The 2,051-nt window shown below is 39.7% G+C and carries 2 protein-coding genes and 1 tRNA gene; 1 reads left to right on the forward strand and 2 read right to left on the reverse strand.

Features of this window, described 5'->3' with window-relative positions:
• Positions 1–578, reverse strand: a 578-nt coding sequence (gene lexA, locus FJR06_RS14730; protein ID WP_168651701.1) for a transcriptional repressor LexA, incomplete at its 3' end; no start/stop codon positions are given.
• Positions 579–768: 190 nt separating this feature from the next.
• Positions 769–1,689, reverse strand: coding sequence for an ornithine carbamoyltransferase (gene argF, locus FJR06_RS14735; RefSeq protein WP_015080838.1), 921 nt, complete (start codon positions 1,687–1,689; stop codon positions 769–771).
• A gap of 229 nt (positions 1,690–1,918) precedes the next feature.
• Here argF and FJR06_RS14740 point away from each other — a divergent pair.
• Positions 1,919–1,990: transfer RNA gene (locus FJR06_RS14740), tRNA-Thr, on the forward strand.
• Positions 1,991–2,051: the final 61 nt, after the last annotated feature.

The following is a 2,051-nucleotide window of genomic DNA, read 5'->3' on the forward strand; positions in this document are numbered from 1 at the left end:
AAAGAACCTTGCACTTCTACTTGCATAGCCGATACTTCTATGGGATTGTAATTAGGATTTGCAGGTTTGAGAGTAACAAGATCATCATGGCGGTAAAAACGTTTTAAAGTTGTACCGTGTCCTTCCACTCTCGCAGCCACGATAGTCCCATTTTTTAATTGGTTAGGTTCAGCAACAGGACGCAAAAATACCACATCACCATCTGCAATCAAATCTTCAATCATACTATCCCCAGCGACCCTTAAAGCATAGCTTTGAGGTGGTAATGATAAATTAGCCAAATCCAAATGTTCGACGGCATCTGTGAACGGTTCAATCAAACCACCTGCGGCAATAGTTCCTAAAATTGGTACACCTTGTTTAACAGGATGAAGTATCCGCAAAGTTCTCGCCCTACCTAAATTCCAGCCAATGTAACCCTTATTGCGTAAATGTTCCAACCGACTTTGAATGGGTGCTGGAGATTTCAAATTCATCCCTTCCATCATTTGGCGAATCGAGGGAGAATGTTGATTCAACCTGATATATTCAACCAACCATTCGTATAGTTCTTTTTGAGGATCTGTGAGACGTTCCATAATTTTATCGGGAAGTAAATAATAAATGTCCCTAGAACATTGGTACTACAAAAATCTTCCCTTAACAAGCTTTTATTAAATATTTATGGTAATTGGTAACTAATAGGGAACAGGGAACAGGGAACAGATAAAAATTTAACCAATTACCCATTACCAATTACCCATTACCAATTACCAATTACCAATATTGTTATTTTGCCCCAAGAATACTTGCAAGTAAAGCTTTTTGAGCGTGGAGACGATTTTCTGCCTGGTCCCAAACCCGTGATTGTGAACCTTCAATTACTTCTTCAGTAATTTCTTCACCACGGTGGGCTGGTAAGCAGTGTAAAACAATTGCTTCTGGATCTGCAAGACTTAATAATTGTTCAGAAATTTGATAAGGTTGAAAAACAGGGAACCGGTTATTTGCCTGTGTTTCTTGTCCCATACTTGCCCAAACATCAGTGTAAAGTACAGATGCACCTTTAGCTGCTGCTTCGGGATCATGGGTTAAAAGAACTTCAGTTTTTTTATTGGCTATTTCTCGAGATTTTTCCACAATTTCTGCATCTGGGGAGTATCCTGACGGAAAAGCTATTCTGATATTCATTCCCACCAAAGCACAACCCAACATCAGGGAATTAGCGACATTATTACCATCACCGACATAGGTTAAAGTTAAACCTGCCAAAGTTCCAAACTTTTCTTGAATGGTGAGTAAATCAGCCAATATTTGACAAGGGTGTTCTAAATCTGTGAGGGCATTAATTACAGGAATTTTCGCATACTTCGCAAAAGTTTCCAACTCCTGTTGAGCAAAGGTGCGAATGGCTAAAACATCCAAATAACGATCTAACACCCTAGCAGTATCCTGGATAGGTTCTCCTCGACTTACCTGAGTGACATGAGGATGAAGATCAATTACCTGTCCCCCCAGTTGATACATTGCGACTGTAAAACTCACTCTAGTGCGTGTTGAAGCTTTGGAGAACAACAAACCCAAAACTTTATTACAATGCAACTTGAGTTTTTCCGACTTTAGTTGAGTAGCCAATTCCAGAAGTTCTTGCAGTTCCCCAGAACTCAGATCCGCTAGACTTAATAAATCTCTGCCTATTAATGCTGCCATGCTTGATTATCTATAAAGAACAAATGTTTCCGCGCCTTTGTATAACCGTGTCACCAGGAATACTCCAATTGCACTGTACCAAATATTTTTGCATCAATCTACAACCTAGCGGCTAGTTTTGCCAATTTTTGGCAATCAGAAAAATATTTTGCTTACCCTCTAGACAAATCATGTCCCCATGTTATAATATGAAATCGGTGAGGCAATCAAAAACCTTCTTACCAAAATCGCCAGCATAGCACAGTGGTAGTGCATCCGACTTGTAATCGGAAGGTCGTAGGTTCAAATCCAACTGCTGGCCCTTATCGAAACCCTTGAGAAATCAGGGGTTTTGTCGTTTCTACCCATGAATTCTATTTTAT

Origin of the sequence: Dolichospermum sp. UHCC 0352 (assembly GCF_009711925.1) — a bacterium.
Taxonomy (GTDB): Bacteria; Cyanobacteriota; Cyanobacteriia; order Cyanobacteriales; family Nostocaceae; genus Dolichospermum; species Dolichospermum lemmermannii.

Bases quoted from the DNA above. Each gene is read 5' to 3' on its own strand.
- argF (WP_015080838.1), bottom strand. From the start codon at position 1,689: ATGGCAGCATTAATAGGCAGAGATTTATTAAGTCTAGCGGATCTGAGT.